The sequence below is a fragment of the Flavobacterium sp. FPG59 genome (assembly GCF_002150205.1).
Lineage (GTDB): Bacteria > Bacteroidota > Bacteroidia > Flavobacteriales > Flavobacteriaceae > Flavobacterium.
On sequence record NZ_MTCA01000183.1, the window covers coordinates 1 to 6258 of the forward strand.

The following is a 6258-nucleotide window of genomic DNA, read 5'->3' on the forward strand; positions in this document are numbered from 1 at the left end:
ATACTATAATCACTAAAATCCCAATCCCTTTTAACCCTACAAATCCAAAATTATTTACATTTAATTCGTTAAATGAAAAAATAAAAATAAATGTAAGTGATATAAAGGAGTTAACAATTACCGATTTATCCAATAATAGTCAATTGTTTATTGCAGAGGGAAAATTTTTAACTAAAATCATATTCAAAGGTAGTATTATTAAATGGTATCGCACATATGTAAGAAATGCTTATGATGGCTCAGTCATGGAAAATGACTATATGGTAAACGAAAACAATGAAAAATTTAAATTTGGTGTATTTAACAATAAAAGAGAAAAATTGAAAGAAATTACGTTTCTTCACTCTACTCCTGAACTAGTAAAATTAATTGAAAACATGAAAATGACCGATGAAAATATTTTGATGATTTTAAAAAAATATGAAGAATAAGTACTTGTATAAATAGCGGAGATTTCCTTATATATGCCGTTGCAAGAAAAGCAGCGACAACCACCAAAGATCTTAACGATGCTCCTGCATTTAAGGATTTATAGTAAACAGACTAGGATCGCTCATAGCCTGTTACTGTTAATAGACATCAAGAAAAAATAAAATCTTGGGCGTGCCCCTGCGTAAAAACTCCGGGTCAGGCTTTGCGCTGTATCTTCTATTCCGTAAACTCCATAAAAGGATGCCGCTTCCATCATTCACGCAAAACACATGATAAACGATACAAAAACAAAAACCTTGTAGCTCATTTTGTACTATTTGTTTGTATATTAGCAATGAAATAATGCGTTATAAAGCAACTACAAAGCACTATGTTTTGGGTGTATATGCGCAATAAAGTTGCGCATACTTAATAGTTGATAGTAATTATAAAAACGAAAAGATAAAATGGACGAAACGGATAAAAAGATACTCAAAAATACTGAAGAAATTTTTAATTGGACATATCCAGGAGCAACATTATATTACAGAGATTGCAATCTTAAAGAATCTGTAATAAAACTCTTTAAAGAGGAACAAATTCTAAGAAATGGTTATTTTCTTGATGTAAGTTCAAAAGCAGCAGGATTAGATAAAAATACTCGATTTATTATTGCTTCTTCAAAGGCAGCAAAATTATATCAAATTAATCCTGACGTTGAAAAATATGCACATTGCTGTATAAACGCAAATAGTTATTTTAAAGTAATGAATATTTACGTGGTAAATGGTAAAACCCAAATTTTTCTGTTACACATTCCAGCAAATGGTTTAGATTATTTTAGCAAAGTAGTTTCTAATTTTGACAGTCAATTCATTGCTAGAGCAAAGAAAAGTTTTGATGAAAAAATAGTTAAAGAGCCTTTGCCTGAACTTTTGGAAAAACAATGGGTTGATAGAACAAACTTCCCTGTAGGAATGGATGGATATAATATTTTTTATCCTCTTGATTCTATTACTCCAATTACTAAAGAAGGAGAGCCTTTGTATAGTGGGATTAGGAATCTTACAAACGACACAACTGACATAAATAAATCAAGAATAACAAAATTAGAAAGTCCAAAAGGTTTTTGGAAAAGACTATTTGGATAAAAATAACTAATGCCAACAGCAGTTATACAAAATGCAAGGATTTGGTGGAATTGCCGTTTCACATTGAACTTTTTGCTTAATTAGAAAATATGCAGTCACGTAGCCTTGAACTTCGTGTAGCTGCGTAACCTTGGGAGATATTTAAAACCACAGACAGAAAATGAAGACAATAAAAGATTTTATTTACTTTGATTATGATAAAGCAAAATCTCTACAAAGTCAACTAAGCGGAGGGCTATTGAGTGAAATAACAAGAGCATCGAAAATGAAAATGGAGGTGACTCTCAACTTGGTTTTGATATCAAAATTATTAGCGGTAAAACTGGAGTAAATGATAAAGAGAAAACTATAAAAACAGAAAAAGTAGAAATCTTTCATGAGTTGCTCAATGATATCGAAACAAAGTTATTTGAAAGTAATACATTAAAAGAACTAGATTCGGAATTCAATAGTACGTATAATGATTTTCTTGAAAAGGTCCCAAATTTCACTTACATTAAAGCAACAGGATGGTGTACATTTGAGGATTATCAAAGATTTACTAGCGTTCTTGATAATTTTAATGAAATCCAAAGACTTATATATGGTTCAGCACATCAGGCAAATTCAGAAATAATAAGTTTGAACAAAGAAATCGATGAAAAAAGGAAAGCTTTAAAAAGAGCTCACAATCAAAAAGAAGTAAATCAATTAAAAATTACTGAAAAAAAATTTGATGAACTTATTCAACAATTATCAGGTTCAAATCTTTTAGATGAAACATTTGTTGAAAGAATCAAAGTATTTTTATCTACATTAAATCCAAATCGTTTAAACTTCAAACTCATACCTTTTAATGATTTTCCCGAGTTTCAAATTGTTTCAAATTTAAAAAAGCAATTTTTAGTTAATGGAACTTTTGAAAATATTATATATACTTATGGAAGTCGACCAAATATTAAATTAACAATATTCGGTATAATAACTTCTTGCCCACAAGAGATTGATGGACGAACAAAACCAAGCGATGAATTCAAATTTTCCGATGAATCAGATTTATCTGTTGAAAAAATTTATGAAAAAGCATTTCAAGGTGTTTTCTCTGCTATAGAAGGGTTGGAAAAATTTTTCGAGGTATATTATCCGAAAGTATCAGTAAGTCCTATAGGAATCTACAGAGAAATCGAGATAAAGTAAACATCCCCAACAGCAACAACGGATTTAGACATTCGGCTTAATGGAAAGTTGGTTTTGTATTTGGTAATTTTGGTAATCCTAAAATAACGTTACTTTAGTCCCAAACTGCTTGTAGCGCAGCAGCTTTGGCGTTCAAGATAAAAAGACAGACACAATAAAGACACAAATTAACTTTATGAATATTGAGCTATTAAAATACCCTACAGGTAAGTTTGACAAACCAACATTAATTACGAATGACATTTTAAAAAAATGGATTTCTGATATTTCCACCTTTCCAGAGAGACTGTCAAGTGAAGTCATAAATTTAACTGACGAGCAACTTGACACTCCCTACAGACCTGATGGCTGGACAATTAGGCAAGTAATTCATCACTGTGCTGACAGTCATATGAACAGTTTAATTCGTTTAAAACTTGCATTGACAGAGGATAAACCAACAATAAAACCATATTATGAAGATCGTTGGGCAGAACTGTTTGATAGCAAAAAGATGCAAATAGAACCGTCATTAAAAATGATTGAAGGTATTCACGAAAGATGGACCGTTTTATTAAACAATTTAGCAGAAAGCGACTATTCAAAAATATTTATTCATCCCGAACACGGAAAAGAGTTTAGGATAGACGAGAATATTGGGGTTTATGCGTGGCATTGCAACCACCATCTTGCTCATATAACTGAAACAAAGGCACGAAACAATTGGAAATGAACATAAAAAACAGTGTACAGTAAGAAACCCGAAATGCTGTAGCTCGAGAACTTAATCCCTTATAGCCTCGCGAAGGGAAAAATAGAACTTAAAAGAAAATTAATAGTACCAAAATTGACAAATTCAAGCAACTTATTTTCTGAAATACAACTTTTAAATAATTCCATATTTAAAGTTTGCGGAATACAACTTGAAAACGTAGAGACGGAAAAAGAAAGTCAAGAGTATTTTGCTCATAATTTTGAATTGAACAAACATAAAGTAAAATTCAGAATGGCGAAAATCACGCCAACCAAAACTGGGCAATTTGTATCAATCTGGAAACGAAATCAAAAGGGTATAACAGAACCGCATCATGTTGACGATGAATTTGAATTTTACGTCATTGCTACGCGTCAAGCAGAAAGGTTTGGGGTTTTCATTTTCAACAAAACAGTTTTGAGCGAAAATAGAATTCTGACAAGCCCCAAAGGGAAAGGAAAACGTGGAATTAGAGTTTATCCAAATTGGAGCGTAACAGAAAATAAACAAGCACAAAAAACTCAAAATTGGCAAACAAAATATTTCGTAGAAATTGGAAACTGTAACGTAATTGACTTAAACAAGCTAAAAAAATTACTGAAAATAGAATTAGATAAAAACTAACTCAAAAAAAGCAACAACAAAGTAATGAAAGCCGTTTTGAATTTACCAAGAGGACATATTGACGTTTTAGTCAATACTATCAAGACGATAACGAACAAAATAAATTGACAATGGAAGAAAGACCAAAAATGAAATTAGAACTCACAACAGCCGACAAAACATTTGAAATTATGGGTTGGCTTTTGATTGTTGCTATTTGGGTTTTGACATTTACAAACTATTCAAACTTACCTGAAATTATCCCGACACATTATAATGCAGCAGGACAAGCTGACGGAGTTGGCGGAAAAGCAACTATTTTGACTTTACCCTTAGTTGCAACAATTTTATTCATTGGATTGACAATACTAAATAAGGTTCCACATGTATTTAATTATCCAATAGATATTACGCAAGAAAACGCTTTTAGGCAATATACCAATGCGACAAGATTTATAAGATATCTTAAACTTAGTATCGTTTTTGTTTTCGGACTTATTGCATTCAAGACAATTCAAAATGCAAATGGAGAAGCAGACGGACTTGGAGTATGGTTTTTACCACTAACAATGGGACTGATTTTTATTCCGTTGATTTATTTTGTTATGAAATCATTTAAATCAAAACAATGATGAAATGACAAATTATTAGATATAAACGCTTTACTGGATTTATAATCTATTACCCACAAGGATTAGTAACTTTGTTCAATTGTTCCCCCTTCCAATTAATGGATATCAAGCAGCATTTAATAGCACTAAATTTATTTTCTGGTTCAAAAGATGTGTTTTAAGGCTCTTTTTTTAATGTATATTTTGCGTCGCACTCCATAATTGATTTTACAGAAAGATTTATTTAGTAGTTTAAATCAACTATATTTACGCTGAAATTAAAATAAAACAGATGTTTTAATACAAGCTGACGGTGGCATAAATAAAACTAAAAAACACGACCTTAACATCAAAATAAAATTATGAAACAAAAATTACTTTTCTTATTACTACTAATAACTATTAATTTAAATGCTCAAGTAGTCGATGTATTAACTACTGGTTTGAATGATCCTGCAGGTCTCGCTATTTCTGGAAATACATTGTATATCGCAGAAGCTTTTGGAGCAAATAAAATTTCTAAAATAGATATTTCTTCTGCTTCGCCAACAAAAACAGACGTTGTTACAGGACTTTCGGATCCGGATGGTTTAGCAATTAGTGGGAATACATTATATATTGCAGAATATCAGGGTGATAAAATTTCAAAAATTGACATTTCCTCTGCAACACCAAGTGTAGAAACTGTTATTACAGGTGTATTAGAACCAACAGGAATTGTAATTGATGGCGACTATTTATATATTGCTGAATACAAAGGCAATAAGATTTCTAAATTAAATCTAACAACTTTAGTAAAGACAGATTTTTTAACCAATATCTTTGGACCAACTGGATTAGTTATTAATAATAATACACTTTATTTTTCTGATTTTGATACAAATGTTGTTTCAAAAGTTGACTTAACTGCAACTGTACCTGTAGTTACTCAAATGAGTACTGGATTTAATGAACCAGCATTTTTGAATTTAGTAGGTTCAGAATTATACATTGCTGATTATGGATCAGGAAAACTATATAAAATGAATATTGTAAATCAGGTAGTTATTGAAGTTTCAGCAAATTTAGGAGGAGTTTATGGTTTGGTAAACAATGGAACTCATCTTTTTCTATCTCAACGAGATACAAACAAGATATCAAAAATAGGTCTTCCTAACTTATCAACAACTAATTTTGAAATTGAAAATCAAGTTTCAATTTATCCAAATCCAACTTCAAACTATTTAACATTGAAAAATGTTTTGGAAAATAGTAAAATATTAATATCAGATATTAACGGCAGAATTATTAAACAATTTATATATCAGAAACCTACTATTGACTTACAAGGTTTAGAAAAAGGTGTTTACTTTTTGACAATAAACAGTGATAAAACGTTCAAATTTATAAAAAAATAAAACTGTACTTCTGCCAATAGTTACGTTTTCGTGGTATTTGCCATGGCGAACTGACAAAGTAATGAACCCCCTGCTAAATACTCCACGGCGTAAAACCTGGAACTACGGAGTTATCGTAAAGTTTTAAGAAAGAATATCAAGAGGATGTAGTGTCCTCTTTTTTTATGAATTAATTT

Annotated in this window: 7 protein-coding genes and 1 pseudogene; all 8 read left to right on the top strand. The window is 30.7% G+C overall.

The window, feature by feature from the left end:
• Positions 1-431, top strand: a pseudogene (locus FPG59_RS16655) (hypothetical protein); the annotation flags it as partial.
• A gap of 447 nt (positions 432-878) precedes the next feature.
• Positions 879-1562, top strand: a complete 684-nt coding sequence (locus tag FPG59_RS12900; protein ID WP_086454999.1) for a hypothetical protein — start codon at positions 879-881, stop codon at positions 1560-1562.
• A gap of 160 nt (positions 1563-1722) precedes the next feature.
• Positions 1723-1893, top strand: coding sequence for a hypothetical protein (locus FPG59_RS16660; RefSeq protein WP_176330746.1), 171 nt, complete (start codon positions 1723-1725; stop codon positions 1891-1893).
• Positions 1894-1943: 50 nt separating this feature from the next.
• Complete coding sequence (locus FPG59_RS12905) at positions 1944-2738, top strand: hypothetical protein (RefSeq protein WP_086455000.1); 795 nt, start codon at positions 1944-1946, stop codon at positions 2736-2738.
• 175 nt (positions 2739-2913) lie between these two features.
• Complete coding sequence (locus FPG59_RS12910) at positions 2914-3450, top strand: YfiT family bacillithiol transferase (protein ID WP_086455001.1); 537 nt, start codon at positions 2914-2916, stop codon at positions 3448-3450.
• A 114-nt stretch (positions 3451-3564) separates the two neighbouring features.
• On the top strand, positions 3565-4095 hold the full coding sequence (locus tag FPG59_RS12915) for a MepB family protein (RefSeq protein ID WP_086455002.1): 531 nt from the start codon (positions 3565-3567) through the stop codon (positions 4093-4095).
• A 110-nt stretch (positions 4096-4205) separates the two neighbouring features.
• Positions 4206-4706 carry a DUF1648 domain-containing protein gene (locus FPG59_RS12920; protein ID WP_086455003.1) on the top strand — a complete coding sequence of 167 codons (501 nt, stop codon included), beginning with the start codon at positions 4206-4208 and terminating at the stop codon, positions 4704-4706.
• 341 nt (positions 4707-5047) lie between these two features.
• Positions 5048-6082, top strand: a complete 1035-nt coding sequence (locus FPG59_RS12925; RefSeq protein WP_086455004.1) for a T9SS type A sorting domain-containing protein — start codon at positions 5048-5050, stop codon at positions 6080-6082.
• The last annotated feature ends 176 nt before the right edge of the window (positions 6083-6258 follow it).